This window comes from Methylobacterium sp. JK268 (assembly GCF_054052225.1).
The window spans coordinates 39941-62220 of sequence record NZ_JBSVZN010000001.1; the positions used below are offsets into that span (position 1 = coordinate 39941).

At 73.0% G+C, this 22280-nt stretch carries 20 protein-coding genes; 10 read left to right on the forward strand and 10 right to left on the reverse strand.

All coding sequences use genetic code 11. The annotated features are described in order from the left end of the window. Positions 1-82: 82 nt before the first annotated feature. A complete protein-coding gene (locus ACW9J6_RS00140; RefSeq protein WP_457114389.1) occupies positions 83-718 on the forward strand; it encodes a carboxymuconolactone decarboxylase family protein in 636 nt (211 codons plus the stop codon). Between the two features lie 7 nt (positions 719-725). On the opposite strand, the gene ACW9J6_RS00145 is transcribed toward ACW9J6_RS00140, so the two are convergent. Both ACW9J6_RS00145 and ACW9J6_RS00150 read right to left on the reverse strand, forming a co-directional pair. Then, a complete protein-coding gene (locus ACW9J6_RS00145; protein ID WP_457114390.1) occupies positions 726-1244 on the reverse strand; it encodes an RES family NAD+ phosphorylase in 519 nt (172 codons plus the stop codon). Beyond that, on the reverse strand, positions 1241-1609 hold the full coding sequence (locus tag ACW9J6_RS00150; RefSeq protein ID WP_457114391.1) for an XRE family transcriptional regulator: 369 nt from the start codon (positions 1607-1609) through the stop codon (positions 1241-1243). Before ACW9J6_RS00150 ends, ACW9J6_RS00145 begins: the two co-directional genes overlap by 4 nt. A gap of 158 nt (positions 1610-1767) precedes the next feature. Between ACW9J6_RS00150 and ACW9J6_RS00155 the strand changes: the two genes are divergently transcribed. The 6 genes from ACW9J6_RS00155 (at position 1768) to ACW9J6_RS00180 (ending at position 9374) form a co-directional block, all read left to right on the forward strand. Then, positions 1768-2904 (forward strand): iron-containing alcohol dehydrogenase, encoded by a 1137-nt coding sequence (locus tag ACW9J6_RS00155; protein WP_457114392.1) that lies wholly within the window; start codon positions 1768-1770, stop codon positions 2902-2904. 97 nt (positions 2905-3001) lie between these two features. After that, positions 3002-4003, forward strand: coding sequence for a TRAP transporter substrate-binding protein (locus tag ACW9J6_RS00160; protein WP_457114393.1), 1002 nt, complete (start codon positions 3002-3004; stop codon positions 4001-4003). Between the two features lie 256 nt (positions 4004-4259). Continuing rightward, positions 4260-5504 (forward strand): hypothetical protein, encoded by a 1245-nt coding sequence (locus ACW9J6_RS00165; RefSeq protein ID WP_457114394.1) that lies wholly within the window; start codon positions 4260-4262, stop codon positions 5502-5504. Between the two features lie 148 nt (positions 5505-5652). Beyond that, entirely contained in the window at positions 5653-7281 is a 1629-nt protein-coding gene (locus tag ACW9J6_RS00170) for an ABC transporter permease (RefSeq protein ID WP_457114395.1), read from the forward strand. Further along, positions 7271-8095 carry an ABC transporter ATP-binding protein gene (locus tag ACW9J6_RS00175; protein WP_457114396.1) on the forward strand — a complete coding sequence of 275 codons (825 nt, stop codon included), beginning with the start codon at positions 7271-7273 and terminating at the stop codon, positions 8093-8095. Before ACW9J6_RS00170 ends, ACW9J6_RS00175 begins: the two co-directional genes overlap by 11 nt. 37 nt (positions 8096-8132) lie before the next feature. After that, positions 8133-9374, forward strand: a complete 1242-nt coding sequence (locus tag ACW9J6_RS00180; RefSeq protein ID WP_457114397.1) for an ABC transporter substrate-binding protein — start codon at positions 8133-8135, stop codon at positions 9372-9374. A gap of 22 nt (positions 9375-9396) precedes the next feature. Here ACW9J6_RS00180 and ACW9J6_RS00185 read toward each other — a convergent pair whose 3' ends face one another. The 6 genes from ACW9J6_RS00185 to ACW9J6_RS00210 all read right to left on the reverse strand — a co-directional run bounded on the left by ACW9J6_RS00185 (position 9397) and on the right by ACW9J6_RS00210 (position 15216). Beyond that, positions 9397-10368 (reverse strand): D-2-hydroxyacid dehydrogenase, encoded by a 972-nt coding sequence (locus ACW9J6_RS00185; RefSeq protein ID WP_457114398.1) that lies wholly within the window; start codon positions 10366-10368, stop codon positions 9397-9399. 11 nt (positions 10369-10379) lie between these two features. After that, positions 10380-10958 (reverse strand): LOG family protein, encoded by a 579-nt coding sequence (locus ACW9J6_RS00190; RefSeq protein WP_457114399.1) that lies wholly within the window; start codon positions 10956-10958, stop codon positions 10380-10382. A 70-nt stretch (positions 10959-11028) separates the two neighbouring features. Then, positions 11029-12333 carry a type II toxin-antitoxin system HipA family toxin gene (locus ACW9J6_RS00195; protein ID WP_457114400.1) on the reverse strand — a complete coding sequence of 435 codons (1305 nt, stop codon included), beginning with the start codon at positions 12331-12333 and terminating at the stop codon, positions 11029-11031. Beyond that, positions 12333-12587, reverse strand: coding sequence for a helix-turn-helix domain-containing protein (locus ACW9J6_RS00200; RefSeq protein WP_457114401.1), 255 nt, complete (start codon positions 12585-12587; stop codon positions 12333-12335). Before ACW9J6_RS00200 ends, ACW9J6_RS00195 begins: the two co-directional genes overlap by 1 nt. Positions 12588-12706: 119 nt before the next feature. After that, complete coding sequence (locus ACW9J6_RS00205) at positions 12707-13921, reverse strand: CaiB/BaiF CoA transferase family protein (RefSeq protein WP_457114402.1); 1215 nt, start codon at positions 13919-13921, stop codon at positions 12707-12709. Further along, positions 13918-15216 carry an MFS transporter gene (locus ACW9J6_RS00210; protein WP_457114403.1) on the reverse strand — a complete coding sequence of 433 codons (1299 nt, stop codon included), beginning with the start codon at positions 15214-15216 and terminating at the stop codon, positions 13918-13920. The genes ACW9J6_RS00205 and ACW9J6_RS00210 overlap by 4 nt, the downstream gene beginning before the upstream one ends. A 538-nt stretch (positions 15217-15754) precedes the next feature. On the opposite strand from ACW9J6_RS00210, the gene ACW9J6_RS00215 reads away from it, so the two are divergent. The 3 genes from ACW9J6_RS00215 to ACW9J6_RS00225 all read left to right on the forward strand — a co-directional run bounded on the left by ACW9J6_RS00215 (position 15755) and on the right by ACW9J6_RS00225 (position 17694). Then, the gene (locus ACW9J6_RS00215; protein ID WP_457114404.1) at positions 15755-16009 is read left to right on the forward strand and encodes a hypothetical protein; all 255 of its coding nucleotides are present in this window, start codon (positions 15755-15757) and stop codon (positions 16007-16009) included. A gap of 135 nt (positions 16010-16144) precedes the next feature. After that, positions 16145-16780 carry a cation transporter gene (locus ACW9J6_RS00220; protein WP_457114405.1) on the forward strand — a complete coding sequence of 212 codons (636 nt, stop codon included), beginning with the start codon at positions 16145-16147 and terminating at the stop codon, positions 16778-16780. A gap of 5 nt (positions 16781-16785) precedes the next feature. Continuing rightward, positions 16786-17694: a DMT family transporter gene (locus tag ACW9J6_RS00225; protein ID WP_457114406.1), complete on the forward strand. Its 909-nt coding sequence runs from the start codon at positions 16786-16788 to the stop codon at positions 17692-17694. A 72-nt stretch (positions 17695-17766) separates the two neighbouring features. Here ACW9J6_RS00225 and ACW9J6_RS00230 read toward each other — a convergent pair whose 3' ends face one another. Together ACW9J6_RS00230 and gcvP are read right to left on the reverse strand one after the other, a co-directional pair. After that, complete coding sequence (locus ACW9J6_RS00230; protein ID WP_457114722.1) at positions 17767-19116, reverse strand: cytosine deaminase; 1350 nt, start codon at positions 19114-19116, stop codon at positions 17767-17769. A gap of 322 nt (positions 19117-19438) precedes the next feature. Then, a complete protein-coding gene (gene gcvP / locus ACW9J6_RS00235; RefSeq protein WP_457114407.1) occupies positions 19439-22279 on the reverse strand; it encodes an aminomethyl-transferring glycine dehydrogenase in 2841 nt (946 codons plus the stop codon). Between the last annotated feature and the right edge of the window lies 1 nt (position 22280).

Below are 22280 nucleotides of genomic sequence, written 5' to 3' on the forward strand. Positions count from 1 at the left end.
TCGCATCCGGTGGACAAGGCCGCGGCGGGCGCTCACCATCCCCGGATCCGGCGATGAACGGCCGGGTTCGGGAGGACCATCCATGAGAGCCGTGATCCTGGCCGCGCTCGGACTGGCCTGGGCGGCGGCCCCGGCGGCCGCGCAGACGGTCGCGCGTTTCCCGCCCCTGCAGCTCGATCAGATGAACCCGGCCCAGAGGAAGGCCGCCGAGGCCATCCTGTCGGGACCGCGCAAGTCCCTCGACGGGCCGTTCAATGCCTGGCTGCGCTCGCCCGAACTGGGCGACCGGCTCCAGAAGGTCGGGGAATACCTGCGCTTCAACACCAGCCTGCCGCGCGACCTGAACGAGTTCGCGATCCTGATCACCGGGGTCGAGTGGAGCGCGGGCTACGAGTGGTTCGCGCATCAGCCGCTGGCCCTCAAGGCCGGGATGAAGCCGGAGATCCTCGCCGACCTGAAGGCCGGCCGGCGCCCCGCCGGCATGAGCGACGACGAGGCGCTGATCTACGACTTCTCGACACAGCTCCACCGGCAGAAGCAGGTCTCGGATACGCTCTACAAGGGCGTGGTGGCGCGGTTCGGGGAGCAGGGCGCCATGGATCTGATCGCCGTCAACGGCTACTACGACCTCGTCTGCATGACGCTGAACGTGGCGCGGGTGCAGCCGCCGGACGGCGCGACGGAGACGCTGCCGCCGCCGCCGGTCCCGGGGCAGTAGGAGCCCCTCACCGCCAGGAGGACTCGTCCCGCGGCAGGCGGCCGGCATCGTCGACGACGCGCACCCGATGCGGGTGCGCGTCGCCCCAGCGCCAGAACACCACGTTCGCGTCGTCGGGCCCGGCGCCGGGGGCGAAGCTCGGCACCACGATCCCCGCCGCGCCGGCCCCGATCAGCCGCGCGGCCAGGACCCAGCTCGGCGGCGTCGCGCCTCGCAGCGACAGGTCCTCCCACGGGCAGGCGAGATCCTCCGCCGCGACGCCCTGCCCGTCCCGCTCGGCCGGATCGGTCAGGTCGAGGAGGTCGGCGCAGTCGACCGCGTAGGCGCAGACCGTCATGGGCTGCGCCTTGAAGGGAAAGCCCTGCTGCGCTTCGAGCCAGGCGGTCTCCAGGCGGCGCGCCGTGTAGAGGGCCGCCACGCCCTTCGGGTTGAAGCGTCCGCCGTGGAGCGCCGCGCCCTCGCCGGAGGCCGGCGCGAAGGCCCAGCGGGGATGGTGCGCCCGGTAGACCGTTCCGACGAGCCTCACGCGAAGCCGCCGACGGCGATCCGCGCGAGGTAGGTCTTCACGGCCTCGGCCCGGCCGGCCTTCACCAGATCCTCGGCCGTCTGGTCGCCGAACGAGGGCAGCGGCTGCGCCCGGTACCACGCGAAGGCCTGGGGCACCGATCCGGCCCAGGGCAGCACGCGCGTGATGATCTCGACCATGTCGCGCAGCCGCGCCTGCGTGGAGGGCGCCCGCAGACGGGCGGTCTTCGACACGGCATCCCGCGACAGGCCCGCCGCCGCCGCCAGTTCGAGCTTGGAGACCCGCAGCCGCTCGGACAGGCGGCCGGTCTCGATCACCCCGTCCTCGGCGACGAGGTCCGTCAGCACGACACTCGGATGTCCCACGGCTGCCGCTCCATTTGCCCCAAAACAGGGACAATATATGAGGCATGCAGGAATGAGCCGCAAGCATTCCGCCCCATCGCGGCGACGCCGGCCCGCCCGGATGCTATCCGGTCCGGCAACCGGCGCGGCACCGCCGGACAGGGAGGAGACGCCGGCGCATGGGCCTGATCACCTATCTCACCCGCATCCAGTTCGAGCGCGGCGCGATCCGCCTGATCGACGAGGAGCTCGCCCTGCTCGGGGCGAAGCGCCCCCTGATCGTGACCGACCGCGGGATCGTGGCGGCCGGGCTGATCGGGCGCCTCGCGCAGGCGAGCCGCGCGCTCGCCGGGGCGCCGGTCTTCGACGGCACGCCCGAGAACCCGACCGAGGCGGCGGTGATCGCGGCCCGCGACCTCTACCGGGCGGAGGGCTGCGACGCGGTGGTGGCGGTGGGCGGGGGCTCGCCCCTCGACCTCGCTAAGGGCGTGGCGCTCCTCGCGACGCATGACGGCCCCCTCGCCCCCTACGCGGCGGTGCTGGGCGGGATTCCCCGCATCCGGGCCGACCAGCCGCCGGTCGTGGCCATCCCGACCACGGCCGGGACCGGCAGCGAGGTCGGCCGCGCCGCCCTCCTGACCCTGGCGGACGGGCGCAAGCTCGGCTTCATCTCGCCCCACCTGATCCCGAACGTGGCGATCTGCGATCCCGAGCTGACGCTCGGGCTCCCGCCCGGGCTCACCGCCGCGACCGGCATGGACGCGGTCACCCACTGCATCGAGACCTTCCTCAGCCCGCGCCACAACCCGCCGGCCGAGGCGATCGCCCTCGACGGGCTGCGGCGGGCGATGCGCTCCCTGCGACGCGCGGTGCGCGACGGCAGCGACCTCGACGCCCGCGAGGACATGATGATGGCGGCGCTGGAGGGCGGGATGACCTTCCAGAAGGGGCTCGGCGCGGTTCATTCGATGTCGCACGCCCTCGGCGGGCGGCAGGCGCGGCCGCTCCATCACGGCACCCTCAACGCCGTGATCCTGCCCCCCGTGCTGCGCTTCAACGCCCCGGCCTGCGCCGAGAAGTACGGGGCGCTGCGCAACGCGATGGGCCTCGCCCCGGAGGCCGACCTGGCCGAATCCATCGGAGCCTTGAACCGCGACCTCGGCCTGCCGCAGAGCCTCGCGCAGATGGGCGTCACCGCGCAGGAATGCGAGGCGGTGCTGCCCTGGGCGGTGGAGGACCACTCGACGGCGACGAACGGCCGGCCCCTCGGCGCGGAGGAGTTCCGGCGGCTCTTCGCCGAGGCCCTCGGCGCCTGAGGGGGCCGCGGCGCCGGGTGGCCGCGATTGCGCCGCGCCGACCTCCTACCCTAAGGGGAGCGGCGGCCCGGCCGTCGGGCTCCGCGGAGGTCCGACCGTGAACGCACCCACCCGCCGCCGCCGGCTCTCCGGAACGGCCCTTGCCCTCGCCGCGCTCCTCGCCCTCGCCGCCCCGGCCCGGTCCGAGGTGCGCTGGGTCCTGGCGACGGAGTATCCGGAGAGCACCGTCTCGGGTGCCGGGCTCGCGATGCTGGCGGAACGCGTCGCGGCGCGCACGGGGGGCGCCGTCGTGATCGCCCCCGCCTTCGACAACGCCGCGAAGGCGACCTCGGGCGAGATGATCCGGGCGGCGCAGGAGGGGCGCATCACCGGCGGGGACGCCTTCGCGGGCCCGCTCGAAGCGATCGATCCGGTCTTCGGCCTCCCCTCGCTGCCCTTCCTGGTCCGGTCGGTGGAGGCGGCGCGGGACCTCAATGCCCGCGCGCGGCCGCTCTACGAGGCCGTCCTGGCGCGGCGCGGCCTGAAGCTCCTCTACGTGACGATCTGGCCGCCGACGGGGCTGTGGTCGAACCGCGCGCTGTCGGGTCCCGACGCCCTCGCGGGCCTGATCCTGCGCACCTACGACGAGACCTCGGCCGCGGTGATGCGCGCCGCCGGCGCCGAAGCCGTGTTCCTGCCCTTCAGTGAGACGATCGCCCGCGTGAAGGCCGGCACGCTCTCCGGGATCCTGACCTCGGGCGACGGCGGGGCCGGGCGCAGGCTCTGGGACGACCTGCACCACTTCACGGCGATCACCTACGCGGTTCCGATCTCGGTCGCCTTCATTCGCCGCGACGCCTTCGACGCGTTGCCGCCGGAGCAGCAGGCCGCCGTGACCGAGGCCGCCGCCGAGACCGAGCGGCGGCAGGTCGAGCGGCTGGCGACCCGGACGGAGGAGAACTACGCCCGCATGCGCCGGAACGGCGTCGCGATCGCCGATCCCGCCCCGGCCCCGCTCCTGGCGGCCCTGACGCGGGCGGCCGCCCCGGCCATCGCCGCCTGGAAGCGGCGGGTGCCACCGGAGGCGGCGGGGCTCGCGGACGGCGCGGGCGGGCCGTAGGACCGGGGACCGCGGCCGACGCCGCCCCGAGCGGCGGGCCGCCGTCGGTCGCATCCCGGATCGACGCCTTGACGCAGGAGAATTCAAGTCTTTCGAGCGCGTGTTTTCGTAGTATTATTTTCTATTCGCCTCGATCTGGTCTTCGTCGTCCGAATGAGCAAGAATGCGGGCGCGGCGAGGCGGGGATCGTCGATCGACAGCCTCGGTCCCTCTGTCGATCGACGAGAGATCGTTCATTTTCTCACGGGCGGCCGGTATGAGTTCTTTCCTGGACGAGCAGGTGGCGATGGAGCGCCGCGCCATCCGGCTGATCCGCCGGGCCGACGTGCAGGCGGCGCTGGAGGGTCAGGCGGCCCGGTGGCGGGACGGGACCGCGGGCTTCCTGCCCGAGACCTACGCGCAGCTCCGCGCCTCGATCGAGGAGGTCGTGCTGCTGGTCGCCCTCCAGGTGGTCAACGGCGACGCGGCGCGTCCACGGGTGGTGGAGATCTCGGCCGGGCCGCATCGCTGGGGCGGACTGGACGTCCCGGGCGGGCGCTGGGGCATCAACAATCCGGACACGCTCTATTTCGCGGTGCCGATCGCGCGCGGCGCGCGCTACCGCGTCGACGGCCTGCGCCACGCGGATGGCCCCGTCGATCTCAACGTCTCGGTCCAGGTGCCGGATGTCTGGAGCACCCTCGACAATCTCGGCCTGCGTGATCTCGCGGTGGACCCGGACGGCCGCTATCGCATCACCCTCGACGACGCGCCGGCCGGCGGGCGCCGCAACCACCTGCAGATCCGGGAGGGAGGGGGCGTCCTGCTGATCCGGCAGACGCTCGCCGACTGGGCGACGGCGCGGCCCGACGCCCTCGCGATCACGCGCACCGAAGGACCGCCGCCGGGCCCCGAGCCGACGGACGACGATCTCGCCCGGCGGATCGTCGCCCGAATGGAGGTGGTGATCGGCCACAGCCTCGACACGCTGCAGCCGCCGATCTTCCGGCATCCCGTCAACACGATCCCGCAACCGGGCGCGGCGGCCGACAAGCCCGGCTACCTCGTCACGCAGCGCAACGCGCTGGGGCATTTCCGGCTCGACGACGACGAGGCGCTCGTCGCGGTGCTGACCCCAGGCGGCGCCGGCTACGCCGCCCTCACGGCGACGAATGTCTGGGGCGTCACGCCGGACGCGACGCGGCACCAGAACAGTCTGAACAACCATCAGGCGATCCCGAATCCGGACGGCACGATCACCCTGGTCGTGGCCAACCGGGATCCCGGATTCGTCAATTGGATCGACCCGGGCGGATCGCGCGAAGGGATCCTGATGGTCCGCTGGCAGCTCCTGAACGACGGGGGGGCGACCGGCGAGCCGGCCATCGCGGTGCGGCGGGTCTCCCGGGACGCCCTGCCCTCGGCCCTGCCGAAGGACGCGGCGCGCCTCGACCCGGCGCAGCGGCGCCGCCAGCTGGAGGCGCGCGCCCGGGCCTATGCGCGGCGCTTCGCCGACCGGTAGCGCGGGCGCGACGCCGGATGCCGGCTCCCCGCGAGGCCTGCGCGCGCCGGGCCGCCGCCCCGCCGATGCGCGGCGGCGGGCGCCGCGCGACCTCGACCTCCCCTCGTTCGGCCATCCCCATGCCCGACAGCCAATCCGTGCCCCCCGCATGACGGAGCGCTCCTCGATCTCCGACGCCATCGGGGAGCGCCCCGCGCGCGGGGTGCTCTGGCCGGCGCCGCTCCGTCCGGACGGAGCGAGAGCGCTCGGCGCCATCGGGATCCTGATGGTCCTCCTCATCTGGGCGGGCGCCGCGCGGTGGTGGGCGAGCCCGATCCAGCTCCCCGATCCCCTGGCGGTCGCGGCGGCGCTGCGGGATCTCGCGGCGGACGGCGATCTCTGGGCGAACACGCGCGTGAGCCTCGCGCGCGTCCTCGTCAGCCTGCTGCTCGGCGGCGCGCTCGCCGTGCCCCTCGGTCTCCTGATGGGGCTGAACCGCCGGGTCGAGACCCTGGTGGATCCGCTGGTCGAGCTGCTGCGCCCGATCTCGGGAATCGCCTGGATCCCGCTCGCGCTCTTCATCTTCGGCGTCGGGGACGCACTCCCGATCTTCATCCTCGTCTACGTGTCGAGCTTCCAGTTCCTCCTCGCCACCGTCGCCGGCGTGAAGGCGGTCGATCCGAGGCTGACGGCCGCCGCGCGCACGATGGGCGTCGGGCCGGGCGCCATCCTGCTCAGGGTGGTTCTGCCCTCCTGCCTGCCGCACCTGACGGCGGGCCTGCGCCTCGCCTTCGCGGCGGCCTGGTCGGCGATCGTGGCGGCCGAGCTGATCGGGGCGCCGAGCGGCGTCGGCTTCGCGATCGAGTGGTACCGCCAGCTCCTGACGACGCCGAAGGTGTTCGCCTTCATCGCGGTCATCGGCGCCATCGGCATCGTCTTCGATGCCCTGCTCCGCCTGCTGCAGGAGCGCCTGGCGCCGGCCGAACGCCGGGCCGCCGCCACGGCCGCGCGGCCGGGCCGCAAGCCCGCCCTCGCGTGGTCGCTGCTGCTGCCGGCGGCCGCGCTGACCCTCTGGCAGGTCTGGAGCTCCCTCCTGCCCGGCGGCCAGGCCGCCCCGTCGCCCGCGCGGGTCCTGGCGGCGTTCGGCACCCTCGCGGCGGGGGGCCAGCTGCCGGCGGCCCTCCTCGAGAGCCTCGCGCGCGTCCTCGCGGGCTTCGCGCTCGCCCTGGCGCTCGCCGTTCCACTCGGGTTCGCGATGGGGACGAGCCGGCCGGTGCGGGACCTCCTCACGCCGGCCGTCGAGGGATTCCGGCCGATCGCCCCGATGGCGATCCTCCCCGTGGCCATCCTCTGGCTGGGGACGGGCACGCCCACGGCCTGCGCCATCGTCGCCTACGCGGCCTTCTTCCCGATCCTCGCCCACACGGTGCTCGGGGTGACGGGCGTCGACCGGCGGCTCCTGCGCGCCGCGCGCACGATGGGGATCTCCGGACGGGCGATCCGGCTGCGGGTCGTGCTCCCGGGCGCCCTCCCGAGCATCATGCTGGGCGCGCGCATCGGCATGGGAGTGGCCTGGACCGCGATCATCGCGGCGGAACTGGCGGTGGGATCGGCCTCCGGCGGCGGCGGCTCGGGCGGCATCGGGCAGATGATGTTCGTCTTCTACGCCTACAGCGTCGATCTCGACGGGATCGTCGTCTGCATGATCGCGGTGGGGCTCGTCGCCCTGGCGATCGACCGGCTGTTTCGCCTGGCCGAGCAGCGCCTCACGCCCTGGAGATTCGCCGATGGCCGATGAGACGGCCCGCGCCGCCCTGCGCCTGTCGCACGTCAGCAAGAGCTTCGCGGCGCCCGGCCACGGGCGGCCGACGCTGGTGCTCGACGACGTGTCGCTCGCGGTCGCGGCGGGCGAGTTCGTCTGCGTCGTCGGCCCGTCCGGCTGCGGCAAGTCGACGATCCTCAACCTGATCGCGGGCCTGGAGACGCCCAGCGCCGGGACGGTCGAGAAGGACGGCGTTCCCGTCACCGGGCCGGGTCCCGACCGCGGCGTGATGTTCCAGGACTACGCGCTCTATCCGTGGCAGACGGTCGAGGAGAATGTCGGCTTCGGGTTGAACCACGGTACGCCCGGTGCGGGCCTGACGCGGGCCGAACGGCGGGAACGGATCGCCGACGTCATCGACCTCGTGTCCCTGCGGGGCGCGGAGGGCAAGTATCCCCACCAACTCTCGGGCGGCATGCGCCAGCGCGTCGCCCTGGCGCGCCTGCTCGCGAACGGGCCGGACATCCTGCTGATGGACGAGCCCCTCGGCGCCCTCGACGCCCAGACCCGCCTGATCCTCCAGGTCGAGCTGCTGCGGATCTGGGGCGAGCGCCGGCCCCGGGCGCAGCGCAAGACCGTCCTGTTCATCACCCACGATATCGACGAGGCGGTGTTCCTGGCCGACCGCGTCGTGATCCTGAGCCGTCATCCGGGCCGGCTGCGGGCCGAGATCCCCGTCGACCTGCCGCGACCGCGCGGCGACCACACCCGCGCCCTCCCCCGCTTCGGCGCGCTGGCGGAGGAGATCTGGGGCCTGATCCGGGACGAGGCGCGCGCCGCGATCGGCTGACGCGTCCCGACCCCAACCGCAACGAGAGGAGACGACGATGGTCGACACTTGGACCCGCGGCAGCCGAAGGAGCCTGCTCGCCGGCGCGGCCGCCTTCGCGGGCGGCGCGCTCGCGGCCCCCTTCGTGGCCCGCGGCGAGGCGGCGCGGGAGCCGGTCCGGGTCTCGGTGGGCCGGATCCCCTGGGCCGCCGCGAACGCTCCGGTGACCCAGCACATGATCGCGCACAAGCTGTTCGAGGCCCGCGCGGCCGATCAGGGCTACGCGCTCACGGTCGATTGGCGCGACTACCCGACCGCCCTGCCGATGGTCGAGGCGCTGATCGGCAACACCCTCGACATCGGCATGTGGGGGAACACCCCCATCATCCGGGCCATCGCGAACCGGCTGCCCGTCAGCCTGCTCGCGGTCGGGGAGGGTCACCAGCGCTTCGTGATCGCCACCCGGGCGGACTCGCCGCTGCGCACCATCCAGGATCTCCGGGGCAAGACGGTGGGCGCGTTGCTCGGCGGCGACCCCTTCAACGCCTTCGCGCAGATGCTGCGCTGGGAACTCGGCAGCGCCAATCCCCGCGACCACGGCATCCGGCTCGTGAACATTCCGACCCTGGCCCAGGCGGCGCAGGTGCCCGCCGGGCTCGACGCGACCTCGGTCTTCTACCCCGCCTTCCTGCCGGCCAGGGCCACCGGCAGCGTCGCGATCATGAACTCGCACGGCTACACCGAGGCCCATTACCGGGGACCGCTCGGCGAGGGGGCCGGCCTCCTCCTTCCCTCCGTGCGGCAATCGCCCTTCTACCCGGACGGCTACTACCTGCACCGGTCCTTCTGGCTGGCGAACAACGCGCTCCTCGACCACCATCCGAAGCTGGCGCTCGCCTTCCTGGTGGCCCAGCAGGAGGCCCTGTCGGCCCTGTGCGCCAAGGGCGATCCGGGCGCGGTGTCCGACCTCGTCAAGCCCTACTGGAAACTGGAGGCGGAGGACGGCGCGACGGTGGTCAAGGACGACGTGCTGTTCCTGCGCGGCTGGTCCTGGCCCACCGAGGCCGATGCGACCGCGCTCCTCGAAGTGTCCAAGTCCCTCGTGGACAGCAAGGCGATCGCGGCGCCGCTGAGCTGGGAGCAGGTCAAGGGCGCCTTCGCGCGGACGGCGCCGCTCGCCCGGCAGGCCTACGACCTCCTCGGCGCGAAGCCGGACGATGCCGAGTTCGTCCGCACCGGAACCAGCGATCTCCGGGGCCGCCCGGTCTGGCAGATCGACCGCTGGGCCGCCCGCAGCTGAGGCTGCCACGGGCGGGCGGCCCTCACACCACTCCGTTGAGCAACGCCGTCTCCCCGCGCGCGAGCCGGGCGAGGTTCTCGATCAGGATATCGACCACCCGGGTCTCGTGGCGGCGGGTCTCGCCGCCGCTATGGGGCGTCACGATCACCTGTGGCAGCGCCCAGAACGGGGAATCCGGCGGCAGGGGCTCGTCGTGGAAGCAGTCGAGCCCGGCACCGGCGAGGCGGCCCTCGGTGAGCGCCCGCAGCAGCGCCGCCTCCTCCACCACCCGGCCCCGCGCCACGTTGATCAGCAGCGCCCCGGGCTTGAGCGCCGCGAGCGCCGCCGCGTCGATCAGGCCCCGCGTCTCGGGCGTCAACGGGCAGGCCAGCGCCACGATATCGGCCTGCGCCAGCGCCTCGTGGAGCCGGTCGGGCGGCAGCACGGCGTCGGCCTCCGGGCAGGGGCCGGGCTGCCGACGCAGGCCGACGACCCGCATGCCGAAGGCGCGGGCCAGGGTGGCGAGGCGCCGCCCGATCCCGCCGAACCCGACGACCACCAGGGTCTTGCCCGCCGATTCCTCCTCGCGGACGGAGCGGTCGGCGATCATCGGGCGCCAGCGCCGCGCCGCCTGGTTGTCGCGGGCGAGGTGGAGCTGGCGCTGCAGGCTCAGGATCAGCGCCATGGCGTGCTCGGCCACCGCGTTGGCGTTCGACCCCTGCGCACTCGCGAGCCGGATCCCCGCCGCGGCGAGCCGCTCGCGGTCGAACAGGTCGGTGCCGGCGCTCACCGCCTGGATGAAGCGCAGGCGGGGCGCGAGCGGGATCAGGTCGTCCTGCCAGAAGCCCGAGGCGACGAGGACGTCCGCCTCGCCGATCCGGGCTCGCAGCGCCTCCCGGCTCTCGACCGCGAAGAACCGGGCCGGGTGCCCGCGGGCGGCGAAGTCCGGGGCGAGCCGGTAGGCCGCGTGGGCGAAGCAGATCGTGAGGTCTTCCGGGCGCGGCAGACCGGCCATGGCTCTCTCCCTCAGCGCTCGCCGGCCTTCACCCACTTGACCACGTTCGGCGGCTCGTAGGCGCGGATCCGCGCGAGCAGGTCCTCGGGCGTGGTGCCGACGAGGAGCATCGCCCGGTGCGGCGCGCGCACGAAGCCCTGTTGCACGACCTCGTCGAGGAAGGCGAGCAGGCCGTCGTAGAAGCCGCCGACGTTGAGGAGCGCCACCGGCTTGCGGTGGTAGCCGAGCTGGGCCCAGGTCCAGACCTCGAACAATTCCTCGAAGGTGCCGAGCCCGCCCGGCAGCGCCACGAAGCCGTCCGCGAGGTCGGCCATCATCGCCTTGCGCTCGTGCATCGAGGCGACGACGCGCAAGTCGCTCAACCCCTCGTGCCCGATCTCCTTCTCGACGAGCGCGCGGGGCATGATCCCGGTGACGTGTCCGCCCGCCGCCAGCGCGGCATCCGCGACGGCGCCCATCAGCCCGACCTTGCCGCCGCCGTAGACGAGCCCGACACCGCTCAGGGCGAGGTGCCGCCCGAGGGCCTCGGCGCCCTCGCGGTAGTGGGGCAGCGCCCCGTCGCTCGAGCCGCAGAACACGCAGAGCCGCATCGCCAGAACCCTCGCCCGAGGTCCGTGCCTGCCCGCGGGGGTCGCGGCCGTCAAGTCCGCGCGGACCGCCTCACGCGTCGAGGAGGCGTACCCTTGTGCGGATGGCCGAGAGGACGGACTCGGCGAGGGATGGCGGAAAGCCGGGCGGAAGCGCGGCGAGCACCGTTTCGGTCCGCTCCACGGCATGCGCCGCGAGGTCATCGGAGATCCCCCGCAGGACCGATGCCCCGATGCCGGCCAGATCCGCGCTCTGCAGGAAGTGGCGGGGCACGACGTCGTTGACGGCGTAATGCCGGTTCGTCCCGACCGACATCGCGAGCCGGAACGCCTTGCGCTGGATCTGCCCCGCGTCGAGGCTCGGCTGCGCTGTGAGCACGTCGTAGAGGGGCGTCAAGCGGAAGCGTCCGCCCGGCGTGATGAACACGCTGAAGTTCTTCGCATGGCCATCCGTGGCTCCGATCAGCCAGAAGACCACCGCGGCGCGCAGGACGGCGGCGACATCGTCCTCCGGGCGGTCGCTGCCCTTGAGGAGGCCCACGATCTCGCGCAGGCCCGGCCCGCCGTCGGACTGATACTTGCGGCTCGGCGGCACCCCGAGCGCCTGGCAGCAATCCTCTTGCGGCAGGCGCAGCAGGCGCCCGTCCTGCGTCCAGAGCCGGTCGAAGCGTTCGACCACGAGCGTGCGGCGCGCCCCGATCTCGGCGATCTCGGCCCGCGCGGCCGGAACGCCGAGGGCCTCCACCAGCCGCAGGCAGAGATACTCGTTCTCGACGCTGTGCGAGAGGTCGACGCCGTTCGGCAGCCGCCCGATCTGCGGCTTGAGGATGTGCGTCGTCGCGGTCGTGCCGACGGGCTTGAACCAGCGCCCGTCCCGGCGCAACAGCGCCGTCTTCTCCTGAGCGCCCGCGATTGAGATCCGGAAATCCTCGTTCGGGCCGACACCGAGGGGAGCTACGGCGAGGTTCTCCACGAGGCGGGCGAGATCGTCCTCGGTGAGCGGGACGCCGTCGGTGCCGCCGACCGGACCCGGCTCGGCGCCCTCCGGAAGAAACTGCAGCGCCCCAACGCAATCGTGGCCGAGGGCCGAGAGGAGGCTGTAGACGTCCGTGCCCTCGGCCCCGACCCGCTCAGCCACCCGCCGTCGGATCGGATCGCTGTCGGGCAGGAGGTTGTCGAACACGGCGAGGACCGGGGCGCCGACGTAACGCTCCTCCCGGAGCGGCAGGGACAGCGACACCGGGAAGGTGCCGTCGAGGGCCAGCCACTCCGGCGCGTAGCGGAAATCGACGGCGCCCGTCGCCTCCCGCCGGAGCGTCCCGACGCGGCGGCCGTTGGCGAGGACGCTCAAGGGCCGATGCGCCCTGCGGCGGGCCATCAGAACATGTCCTCGATCTCCTGCGCGCTGCCCTGGCTGCGCGGCCGGACGACCAGTTCGAGGCCGAGCGCCGAGAGCACCTCCAGGACGGTGTGGAGCTGCACCGCGGGCTCGCCGGCTTCGAGCCGCGAGACCGTGCCCTGCCGCAGATGCACCCGCTCGCCCAGCGCGGCCTGCGTCAACCCGGCCTGCCGGCGGGCGCGGCGCAGGATGGCGCCGAGCTGCTTCTCGGTCCGGGCAATCTGCTCGCTCATGGCCGTCTCCACGAGACGGATACGCGACGCCGCGCGCGAGGTCCATATACGCGAATGCGGATCATCACAGGAAATACGCATTCGCGTATAACATGAAATGATACGCGAATGCGTATCGATCAGGCCGCGCTCTCGCGCACGACGCCGCGGGCGATCAGGTCGTCGATCTCCGCGGGCGCGTAGCCGTGTGCGGCGAGGATCCGCCGGCTGTGCTCGCCGAGCAGGGGCGCCGGGCCGTGCACGCGGCCGGGCGTGCGCGAGAACTTCACCGGCAGGCCCAGCGTGCGCATCGGGCCGGCGCGGGGATGCTCCACCTCCACCACCATCTCGCGGGCGAGCGTCTGCGGGTCCGCGTGCATCGCGCGGACGTCGAGGACCGGGCCGGCCGGCACGCCCCCCGCCTCCAGCCGCGCCAGCCACGCGGCGGAGGTCGCCTCGCGGAAATAGGCCGAGAGCGCGGCCGCCAGGGCCTCCCGGTGCTGCATCCGGCCGCGATTCTCGGCGAAGCGCGGATCCTGCCCCAGCGCCTCGGCGCCGAGCACCGTGAGGAGCCGCAGCCAGTTCGTCTGGTTGGCGGCGCCGACCGTGATCCAGCCATCCGCGGTCGGGAAGGCCTCGTAGGGCGCGTTGAGCGGATGGGCCGAGCCCATCGGCCCCGGCGCGACGCCGGTGGCGAGCGCGATCGCCGATTGCCAGTAGGTCTGGACGATGCCGGCCTCGAACAGCGAGGTGTCGACCTCCTGACCCTCGCCGGTCTTGAGGCGGTGCACGTAGGCGGCGAGCACGCCCATGGCCGCCACGATGCCGGCGGTGATGTCGGTGACCGGCGCCCCGCTCTTCACCGGCGGACGGCCCGGCCCCTCGCCGGTGATGCTCATGAGCCCGCTCATGCCCTGGGCGACGAGGTCGAAGCCGGCCCGGTCCGCGTAGGGGCCGGTGCGCCCGAAGCCCGAGAGCGAGCAGTAGATCAGGCCCGGATTCTCCTCCCGCAGGGTGGAATAGCCGAAGCCCAGCCGCTCCATCGTGCCGGCGCGGTAGTTCTCGATCAGCACGTCCGCGTCCCGCAGCAGGCGGCGCAGCACCGCCTTGCCGTCCGGGTGCTTGAGGTCGAGGGCGATCCCGGTCTTGCCGCGGTTCATCATCATGTAGGCGGCGCTCTCGCCCCCCTGCACGGGCGGCGTCATGCGGCGGGTGTCGTCCCCGCCCTCGCTCTTCTCGACCTTGACGACCTCCGCCCCCATGTCGGCGAGCATCAGGCCGCAGACCGGACCCGCCATGATGTGGGCGAGCTCGATCACCTTCACGCCCGCGAGGGGCCCCTGTCGCGTGCTCATCGTGCCGCCGCTCCCTCGACCGGCGCCACCGCGGGCCCGCCGGGGGCGGGCTCGTCGACGAAGCGGCGCTCGGGATGCATCGTGAAGGCGAGGAGCGCCCCTGCCAACAGCAGGCCGACCGAGCCCGCGAAGGGCAGGACCCAGTTGCCCGTGAGGTCGACGATCCACCCGAAGGCGAGGGGCGACACGATCGCGGCCACCGCCGAGCCGGTGTTCATCAGCCCGCTCGCCGTGCCGGAATACTGGGGCGCGATGTCCATCGGCACCGACCAGATCGGGCCGATCACCAGTTCGAGGAAGAAGAACCCGGCCGAGAGCAGGACCGCGATCGTCGTGAGGTCGCGGGTGAGGAAGACGCCGACGAGGAACCCCGCCGCGCCGAGGAAGCCGAGCAGGATGATGCCGAGCCGCGCGAGCTTCAGGTTGCCGGTCCGGGTCAGGATGTGGTCCGACAGCACGCCGCCCAGGGCGTCGCCGACCACGCCCGCGAAGAACACGCCCGAGGCGAACAGGGCCGAGTTCTTGAGGTCGAGCCCGTAGCCCTCCTTGAAGAAGGAGGGCAGCCAGTTGAGGAACAGCCACAGCGTCCAGCCGTAGCAGAAATAGGTCACCGTCACCGGCAGCATGCGGCGGGTGAGGCGGCCCCAGGGCACATGGCTGCGCCGGCCCACGGGCCGGGCGGGCGGCAACGCGGCCAGTTCGCCGGGCGTGATGCGGGCGTGCTCGCGCGGGTCGTCGCGGAAGTAGCCGTACCACGCGAGCACCCAGACGAAGCTCGCGATCCCCAGCACCACGAAGCTCCAGCGCCAGCCCACCAGCACGATCAGGAGCGCCACCACCGGCGGCGCCACCGCGTTGCCGAGGCGCGCGAAGGCGTGGGTGATGCCCTGCGCGAAGCCGCGGCGGCCCGCCGCCGTCCAGTTCTGCATCGCCCGCGTGGCGGTCGGGAAGGTCGCGCCCTCGCCGAAGCCGAGGAGCATGCGGGCCAGGAACAGCGACACCATCCCGCCCGCGAAGCCCGTCAGCACCGTGGCGGCCGCCCAGATCATGCCGCAGACGAGCAGCGTGCGCCGCGCCCCGAACCGGTCGCCCACCGAGCCGCCGATCACCTGGAACACCGCGTACGGGTAGGCGAAGGCCGAGAAGATCAACCCGAGCTGCGTGTTCGTCAGCCCGAGGTCCTGCTTGATGTGGCTCGCCGCCGTGCCGACGTTGACCCGATCGATATAGGTGATGAAGTACATCAGACAGAGCAGCAGCAGCACGCTCGTCGTCGCCTTGACCCGCACCCGCATGGGCGTCTCGCTCCCTGGCAGCGGCGGGTCGTCCCCTCCGCGTTTCCTCGTGGCGCCCGCCGTCGTGCCGCGGCAGGTCGGGCCAAATTGGCATTACGAATTTTGAATACATTATCTGACCGCCGCGGGGGCTGGCAATCCGCTCACGCGGCGGATCCGGCCGGTCGCAGGGATCCCGGACAGAGATCCGGTCATGGACCCGGCCAGCGGGGCGCCGGAACGATTGCGGACGATCCGCGGGTCGCCGGGGCGGGATCCGAATCATCGTTGCGCAACGGCGGAGTCGCCGGGCATCACGTCGACGAAAGTCTTTCCGCGCTCCCCATCGTCGCGCATCGCGGGACCGCAACCGAGATCGCGATCGCGCCGCCGGCGCCGTCCTTTGATCGTCGGGGGACAGGGCGGTTGCGCGGCGGTGTGGCACCCGCGACATAGGCGGGGGCCGCCGCGCAACGATACAGATCGTCCACCTTTCTCCGCTCGAATGACGACCGGTCGCGCTCCCGCGAGAACCGCTCCCCGCTTGGCCAGGTCCCCGATGACGACGCTCCCCCAAGGCAATCCGCTCGCCGGCACGCTGCTCTGCCTCGCGGCCGTGCTGGCCATCGTGGCGGGGGGCATCTCCTACCTGCGCTACAGCTACCACGCACACGACGAGATGAGCCGGCTCGCCGCCATCGCCCGCCTGGAGGCGGGGTCTCCCCTCGGGCGCGACCGCCACCGCGCCGGCCGCTTCGAGCCCGGGGCCGCCGACCGTCAGGAGGAGATGCCGGAGACGGAGTACGCGGAATAGCCTGCGGCCCGGTCCCGACCGAGAATCGACCACAACATCCTGCGGCCTTACTGACGTCACGATCCTCCGCTACAGTCGAACACTGGAAACACCGGAGAAATCCGGGCACAGTCGACCTCGCGCGGAGAGTTCCCGATGACGATCGCCGTGCCGTCCGCCGCGCGCTATCCGCTGACCGTCTGGGGCATCGCGGTGGGCACGCTCGTCGTGGCCCTGGCGCAGGCCGCCTACGCGCGGGCGATCGGGGCCGACGGCCTGTTCGAGGACGCGCGCAGCTTCGGCTACGACATCCTCCTCAACGCGGTCGCGGCCTTCGTTTTCGGGCGGGGCGAGCGGGCGGAGCGGATCTCCGCCCTGATGGTGGCGGGGCTCATGATGGCGTCCGGGGTGCAGTCGCTGTGCGACGGGTGGCGGGATCTCTTCGTCCCCGACAAGACCAGCACCGCGGTGGTGGCCCTCTCGCTGGCCACGAGCTGCGGCGTGTCCGGTCTCGCCGCCGCCGCGCTCTCCCGGTTCCGTGGGGACGCCAATCCCCTGGTGGCGGCGACGTGGCTCAACGCCCGCAACGACGCGATCTCGAACGGCCTGATGGGAGCGATCGGCTTCGGGTCGTTCATGGCCTCGACCACCTGGGTCGATTGCGGCCTCGACCTGATCGCGGCGGCGCTCTCGTTCCAGGCCGCCGGCTCGGTCTTCGTCTCCAGCGTCCTGCGCCGGGAGGCGGCGCGCGGAGACACCCCCGCCCTGGCGGCACCGACCTGCGCCTCCTGACCGGGATGCCGGGTCCCGCGGGGGAGCGGGCGCGGGTCGGCGCCTTCCTGCTGATGGCGCTGATCTGGGGCCTGACCTGGCTGCCGACCAAGCTCGCCGCCGAGGTCGTGCCGCCGCTGTTCCTCGCGGCCATCCGCTTCAGCCTCGCCGGGCTCGGCTATCTCGGCCTGGTGCTGGCGCTGCGGCTGCCCCTGCGGGTCGCCCAGCCGGGGCGGCTCCTCCTCGCATCCCTCCTCATCACCACTTTCTCCTACGGGCTGCTGTTCTGGGGCGTCGCGCGGGCGCCGACCGGGCTCGCGGCGGTGGTGAACCTCGCGCTGATGCCGATCTTCGTCGTCCTCGTGGGGGCGCTGCACGGCGAGGAGCGGATCACCGGGCGGCGGCTCGGGGCGATCGCACTCGGCGTGATCGGCCTCGGGCTCCTCTACGCCGGACGGGTCGGCGGGGGGAGCGACGCGGCGGGCGTCGGCCTCGCGGCGGTGGCGGCCGGAACGCTCAGCTACGCCTGGGGCGCGGTGGCGAGCCGCCCGCTGATGCAGGCGATGCACCCGGTCGCCCTCGCCTTCTGGGAGACGAGCCTCGGCGCGCTCGGCCTCGTTCCGGTCACGCTCCTCGCCGAGGGCTACGATCCCTCCCGTTTCGCGGCGCTGGCCGACCCGCGGGCCGCGTTCGGGCTCGCCCTGATGGTGGTGGGCGGCTCGCTCGGCGCCTTCACGATCTATCTCTGGCTGCTGCGCGCCTGGGGCGCGTTCCGGGCCGGGCTCTACGCCTTCGTCAGCCCGGCGGTGGCGGTGGTGGTCGGCGTGGCCGCCGCCGGGGAGGCTATCGGCCGGTTCGAGGCGCTCGGCATGGCGGTCCTGGCCGGCGCCACCGGCCTGGCCCTCGCCGAACGGCGGGAGGCGGCGCCCAGTTGAGCCCGCCGGGCTTCGGATCGCGTGCTGACGCGGCGAGACGGCGAGCGGGACGGGTCCGGCCATGCGGGGACCCTACCAGGGCGCCGGTTCCCCGCTCAGCGCCTCGTAGGGCGGGGGCGTGGCGGGGAGCCGGCGCCCGCGGCGCAGCACGATCCGGTCGGCCTGCGGCCGCGCCACTACCTCGTCGAGGCGGCGCGCGGCGAGCAGGATCAGGTCGGCCGGACCGCCGACCCGGATCCGGCCCGCCTCCGGCACCCCCATCATCCCGGCCGGGACCGGGCCGACCAGGGCCGGCGCCGCCCCGAACGGGTGGTCGAGGTGGAGGATCCGCACGGCCTGGCGCCAGGTGTCGAGGACGTCGTGGTCGCCGTAGGCGTGGAACCCGTCGCGGCAATTGTCGCCGGCCACCGCCACGGTCACGCCCGCCGCCAGCAGTTCCTGCACCGGGGCGGGGCCGCGCCAGCGCGGCGTCCGGCCCCTGTGCCGGTCCTGGAGATACAGGTTCACGGTCGGCAGCGTGACGACGCGGATCCCGGCCGCGGCCACCCGGGCGATGGCGGCGGCGGCCTGATCCGGCGGCTGCAGGGCAAGGCTGCAGCAATGGCCGCAGGTGACCCGGCCCTCGTAGCCGTGGCGGAGCACCGCCCGGGCCACCGCGTCGAGGGAATCCGCCGTCGGATCGCCGGTCTCGTCGACGTGGAGGTCGAGGTCGAGATCGCGCGCCCGGGCGAGCCCGAACAGCCGGTCGAGGAGATCCTCCCGCTCGGCGAAGCTCGGGCCCTGGGGCGCGCCGACCGCCCGCGTCACGCCGCCGAGGAGGCCGCCCGAGGCGGCGACGAGGTCGGCGAGGCGCGCTCCGTGCTCGCGCCCGTAGGCGTCGAGTGGGGCCAGCGCGACGCCCTGGAGCGCGATCCGGCCGGCCCAGGCGTCCCGCAGATCGCGGAACACGGCCCAGGTCGTGGCCGCCTGGTCGCGCAGCGGCCCGCCCTCCTGGCTGTCGAGATGGGTGCGGATCGCCGCCACCCCGTGCGCCTCCGCGCAGGCGAGCCCGAACGCCATGCGCCGCCGCAGGTCGTCGGCGGTCCAGTGCGCGGTGCGGTCCTGGCGCGTGGCGTCGAGGGCACCCGCGAAGTCGCCGGCGGGATTGGGCGAGCGGTCGACGGTGTGGCCCTTGTCGAGATGGGCGTGCACGTCGACGAGGCGCGGCCAGGCGTGGCGCCCGGCGAGGTCGAGGGACGGGAGGTCCGCCGCGCCCGCTCCGGCCGGCAGGATCGCGTCGAGGCGCCCCGCTGCCACGACGAGGTCGAGGAGCGGGTTGCCCTCCGGGTCGCGGATCGCCCCGGGCGGCACGCCCTCCGCCAGGAAGGGCGCGGGCACGCAGGCGCGGCGCAGGACGTAGGCCGGGGCGTCGGGGATGGGCATCGGCACGGATCTCTCGGGGCGACCGAGCCCTGTCACCGCACGGGGCGAGCGGGACGGGGGAGGATGACGGCTCCTCCACCCGATTGTCCTCACCCCTTTTCCGGACGACTGAAGCGTTAGCGGAAGGAGATCCGGAAACCAGCGCGAGAATCGCCGCGAAGCGGCTCCGCATGCCAGCATCGTTGCTGACACGCAGTCGCTTCGCGGAGTCTTGTGCTGGTTTCCGGGTCGCATTCCGCTGTCGCTGCATGCGCCCGGAAAAGGGGGGAGAGCGAGAGAGTCGCTCGCTCCCCGATCGCGACGGCCTCGGCCGCGCGCCGCCCTACTCCGCGGCCTCGGCGTAATCCGACACCGGCGGGCAGCTGCAGACGAGGTTGCGGTCGCCGTAGGCGTTGTCGACGCGGTTCACCGGCGGCCAGTACTTGTCCATGCCGAGCGACCCCGCCGGGAAGCAGGCCGATTCCCGCGAATAGGGCCGGTCCCACTCCCCGATCAGGTCCTGCACCGTGTGGGGCGCCTGCTTGAGCGGGTTGTTCGCCCGGTCGGCCCGGCCCTCCTCGATCGCCCGGATCTCCTCGCGGATCGACAGCATCGCGTCGCAGAAGCGGTCGATCTCGGCCTTGGTCTCGGATTCGGTCGGCTCGATCATCAGCGTGCCGGCCACCGGCCAGCTCATCGTCGGCGGGTGGAAGCCGCAATCGATCAGCCGCTTGGCGATGTCCTCGACCGTGACGCCGGCGCTCTTCTGGAAGGGGCGCACGTCGACGATGCATTCGTGCGCCACGCGCCCGTTCCGGCCCGTGTAGACGATCGAATAGGCCCCTTCGAGCCGCCGCGCGATGTAGTTGGCGTTGAGGATCGCCACGCGGGTCGCCTGGGCGAGGCCGCGCCCGCCCATCATCAGGCAGTAGCTCCAGGAGATCGGCAGGATCGAGGCCGAGCCGAAGGGCGCGGCCGAGACCGCACCCTCCTCCCCGCTGCGCGGGTCTTTGGGCAGGTGGGGGATCAGATGCGCCTTGACGCCGATCGGGCCCATGCCGGGGCCGCCGCCGCCATGCGGGATGCAGAACGTCTTGTGCAGGTTGAGGTGGCTGACATCCGCCCCAATGTCGCCCGGCCGCGCGAGGCCGACGAGCGCGTTGAGGTTGGCGCCGTCGAGATAGACCTGGCCGCCGTGGTGATGGGTGATCTCGCAGATCTCCCGCACCCGGGTCTCGAACACCCCGTGGGTCGACGGGTAGGTGATCATGCAGGCGGCGAGCTTGTCCGCGTGCTGCTCCGCCTTGCGGCGGAAATCCTCCACGTCGACGTTGCCCTGCGGGTCGGCGCCGACCACCACCACGGTCATCCCGCACATCTGCGCCGAGGCCGGGTTGGTGCCGTGCGCCGAGGAGGGGATCAGGCAGACATTGCGGTGCCCCTCGCCGCGGGCGAGGTGGTAGCCGCGGATGGCCAAGAGCCCCGCATACTCGCCCTGCGCGCCGGAATTCGGCTGCATCGAGATCGCGTCGTAGCCGGTGATGGCGCAGAGCTTGGCCGAGAGGTCCCCGATCAGCTCGGCGTAGCCCTCCGCCTGGTCGGCCGGCACGAAGGGATGGATCTCGGCGAATTCCGGCCAGGAGATCGGCAGCATCTCCGCCGTGGCGTTGAGCTTCATCGTGCAGGAGCCGAGCGGGATCATGGTGCGGTCGAGCGCCAGATCGCGGTCGGCGAGACGGCGCATGTAGCGCGTCATCTCGCTCTCGGCCCGGTTCATGTGGAAGATCGGGTGGGTCAGGTAGGCGGAGGTCCGCACGAGGTCGGCCGGCAGCCGCGGCTCGGGCCAGGATTCGTCGTAGACGAGGTCGAGACCGCCGAAGGCCCGCCACACCGCCTGGATGATGTCCGGCCGCGTGCGCTCGTCCACCGTGATGCCGATGCGGTCCTCGCCGATCTTGCGCAGGTTCACGCCGTTCTCGACGGCGCTGCGCAGGATCAGCCCCTGGAAGGGGCCGACCGCGACGGTGACCGTGTCGAAGAACTCCTTCGGCTCCACCTGAAAGCCGAGCCGGGTGAGGCCGTCGGCGAGCCGCACCGCGTCCCGGTGCACGCGCTGGGCGATGGCCTTGAGGCCCTCCGGCCCGTGATAGACCGCGTACATCGAGGCGACGACCGCGAGCAGCACCTGGCTGGTGCAGATGTTCGAGGTCGCCTTCTCGCGGCGGATATGCTGCTCGCGGGTCTGGAGGGCGAGCCGGTAGGCGCGCTGGCCGCGGGCATCGACCGAGACGCCGACGATGCGGCCGGGCAGCGAGCGCTTGTGGGCGTCACGGGTCGCCATGTAGGCGGCGTGCGGGCCGCCGAAGCCCATCGGCACGCCGTAGCGCTGCATCGAGCCGATGGCGATGTCGGCGCCCATCTCACCCGGCGCCTTGAGGAGCGTGAGGGCGAGGGGATCGGCCGCCACGGTGGCGATGGCGCCGGCCGCGTGGAGCGCGGCGATCGGGCCGGTGAAGTCCCGGATGGCGCCGCTCACGCCCGGATACTGGAACAGCGCCCCGAACACTGCGGCCGGGTCGAGGTCGGCGAAGGGGTTGCCGACGACGATCCGGATCCCGAGCGGCGCCGCGCGGGTGCGCAGGACCGCGAGCGTCTGGGGCAGGCAGTCCCGGTCGACGAAGAACGCCTCGGCCTTCGAGGTCGCGACGCGGTGGGCCATGCCCATCGCCTCGGCGGCGGCGGTGGCCTCGTCGAGGAGCGAGGCATTGGCGATGTCGAGCGCGGTGAGGTCGCAGACCAGCGTCTGGAAGTTCAGCAGCGCCTCGAGGCGGCCCTGGCTGATCTCCGGCTGGTAGGGCGAGTAGGCCGTGTACCAGGCCGGGTTCTCGAAGATGTTGCGCTGGATCGCGGGCGGCATGGTGGTGCCGTGGTAGCCCTGGCCGATCAGCGAGACGAGGAGCCGGTTCTTGTCGGCGATGGCGCGCATCCGCTCGATGGCGCGCCGCTCGGTGAGCGGTTGGCCGAAGGCGAGCGGCGCCTCCTGGCGGATGTCCGGCGGCAGCGTCTCGTCGATCAGCGCGTCGAGGCTCGGGGCGCCGACCTGCCGGAGCATCTCGGCCATCTCGCCGAGCGTCGGGCCGATGTGGCGGCGGTTGGCGAAGTCGTAGGGGTCGTAGGCAGCCATG

Bases quoted from the DNA above. Each gene is read 5' to 3' on its own strand.
- ACW9J6_RS00140 (WP_457114389.1), top strand. From the start codon at position 83: ATGAGAGCCGTGATCCTGGCCGCGCTCGGACTGGCCTGGGCGGCGGCC.
- ACW9J6_RS00155 (WP_457114392.1), top strand. From the start codon at position 1,768: ATGGGCCTGATCACCTATCTCACCCGCATCCAGTTCGAGCGCGGCGCG.
- ACW9J6_RS00165 (WP_457114394.1), top strand. From the start codon at position 4,260: ATGAGTTCTTTCCTGGACGAGCAGGTGGCGATGGAGCGCCGCGCCATC.
- ACW9J6_RS00170 (WP_457114395.1), top strand. From the start codon at position 5,653: ATGACGGAGCGCTCCTCGATCTCCGACGCCATCGGGGAGCGCCCCGCG.
- ACW9J6_RS00175 (WP_457114396.1), top strand. From the start codon at position 7,271: ATGGCCGATGAGACGGCCCGCGCCGCCCTGCGCCTGTCGCACGTCAGC.
- ACW9J6_RS00180 (WP_457114397.1), top strand. From the start codon at position 8,133: ATGGTCGACACTTGGACCCGCGGCAGCCGAAGGAGCCTGCTCGCCGGC.
- ACW9J6_RS00185 (WP_457114398.1), bottom strand. From the start codon at position 10,368: ATGGCCGGTCTGCCGCGCCCGGAAGACCTCACGATCTGCTTCGCCCAC.
- ACW9J6_RS00190 (WP_457114399.1), bottom strand. From the start codon at position 10,958: ATGCGGCTCTGCGTGTTCTGCGGCTCGAGCGACGGGGCGCTGCCCCAC.
- ACW9J6_RS00195 (WP_457114400.1), bottom strand. From the start codon at position 12,333: ATGGCCCGCCGCAGGGCGCATCGGCCCTTGAGCGTCCTCGCCAACGGC.
- ACW9J6_RS00200 (WP_457114401.1), bottom strand. From the start codon at position 12,587: ATGAGCGAGCAGATTGCCCGGACCGAGAAGCAGCTCGGCGCCATCCTG.
- ACW9J6_RS00205 (WP_457114402.1), bottom strand. From the start codon at position 13,921: ATGAGCACGCGACAGGGGCCCCTCGCGGGCGTGAAGGTGATCGAGCTC.
- ACW9J6_RS00210 (WP_457114403.1), bottom strand. From the start codon at position 15,216: ATGCGGGTGCGGGTCAAGGCGACGACGAGCGTGCTGCTGCTGCTCTGT.
- ACW9J6_RS00215 (WP_457114404.1), top strand. From the start codon at position 15,755: ATGACGACGCTCCCCCAAGGCAATCCGCTCGCCGGCACGCTGCTCTGC.
- ACW9J6_RS00220 (WP_457114405.1), top strand. From the start codon at position 16,145: ATGACGATCGCCGTGCCGTCCGCCGCGCGCTATCCGCTGACCGTCTGG.
- ACW9J6_RS00225 (WP_457114406.1), top strand. From the start codon at position 16,786: ATGCCGGGTCCCGCGGGGGAGCGGGCGCGGGTCGGCGCCTTCCTGCTG.
- ACW9J6_RS00230 (WP_457114722.1), bottom strand. From the start codon at position 19,116: ATGCCCATCCCCGACGCCCCGGCCTACGTCCTGCGCCGCGCCTGCGTG.
- gcvP (WP_457114407.1), bottom strand. From the start codon at position 22,279: ATGGCTGCCTACGACCCCTACGACTTCGCCAACCGCCGCCACATCGGC.